The 1,212-nt window shown below is 35.1% G+C and carries 1 protein-coding gene and 1 pseudogene; both read right to left on the reverse strand.

The features are described 5' to 3' along the window. Positions 1–56 precede the first annotated feature (56 nt). Positions 57–279 (reverse strand): annotated as a pseudogene (locus ABT369_RS57825) (IS3-like element IS-LL6 family transposase); the annotation flags it as partial. A gap of 54 nt (positions 280–333) precedes the next feature. Continuing rightward, positions 334–1,014, reverse strand: coding sequence for an IS6 family transposase (locus ABT369_RS57830; RefSeq protein WP_350627279.1), 681 nt, complete (start codon positions 1,012–1,014; stop codon positions 334–336). Positions 1,015–1,212: the final 198 nt, after the last annotated feature.

Below are 1,212 nucleotides of genomic sequence, written 5' to 3' on the forward strand. Positions count from 1 at the left end.
TTATAATTGTTATAAAATTGTTCGATGTATTCAAAGCAAGAGAGTTGAACTTCTTAAATGGAGTGATAAGTTCTGCGATTAATTTCTCGTTGTTTAAGATACTTGAAAAAGACCTCAGTGACGGCATTATCATAAGGATATCCAGGCTTGGAGTAAGAAGCAAGCAATTGATGCTCATCTAATAACTTTCTAAAACCCGAATTGCTAGTTGATTATTCAGCCATGATCCGAATGAAAAATAATTGGTTCCTTAGGTTTCCTCTTATTTATAGCTATTTCGGTTCTGTTGCGAAGTTTGAAAATCAAACGCGCCCGCTCTGAACTCCAAATATCTTAGGCTGGTATTCCCATTAATACCTTGATTTCAGTAGACACCGAAAAGCCGAAGAGCGTTCCATTTCTTCGGTTCTTTTTATATATTCCTCGAATGATCTCCATGCCCTTAATCGTGGAAGAGGCTGTACGGAGACTTTGATAAAATTTATTTCGTCGTTTAATAGGTCGATGGTCTTGTTCTATTAAATTGTTAAGATACTTCACAGTTCGGTGCTCTGTCTTAGGATATAAACCCACACTCTGTAACTTTCTAAAGGCGGAGCCAAGAGAAGGTGCTTTATCAGTCACAATTGCTTTCGGCTCACCAAACTGTTTATGGAGTCGTTTTAAGAAAGCATAGGCTGCTTGCGTATCCCGTTTCTTTCGTAACCAGATATCTAAGGTTAAGCCGTCCGCATCAAGTGCACGATAAAGATAATGCCAACGTCCCTTAATTTTGATATAGGTTTCGTCCATTTTCCATGAATAGAAGGATTGTCTATTTTGCTTCTTCCAAAGATAATAGAGGACTTTGCTGTACTCTTGCACCCAACGATAAATCGTAGTATGACAAACATTTATTCCACGATCATATAACAATTCCTGAACTTCACGATAGCTTAGATTGTAACGCAGGTAGTAACCAACAGCGACAATAATGACGTCTTTTTTGAATTGTTTGCCTTTAAAATAGTTCATTGATATATCCTCGCTGTCATTTTTATTCATTTTACACTAAAATAGATTTTTTGGAAAACTTTGCAACAGAACCTATAAAATTAACACAAAATTAAAAGATGAAAAAAGTAAAAAAATGAAAATTAAAGAGAAAGCTTGATAGCATGAAAGCAAAAGATAGTAATAAAAATAGGAGGATACAATTTTGACAAAAAAAAT

Origin of the sequence: Dactylosporangium sp. NPDC000244 (assembly GCF_040300725.1) — a bacterium.
Classification (GTDB): domain Bacteria; phylum Actinomycetota; class Actinomycetes; order Mycobacteriales; family Micromonosporaceae; genus Dactylosporangium.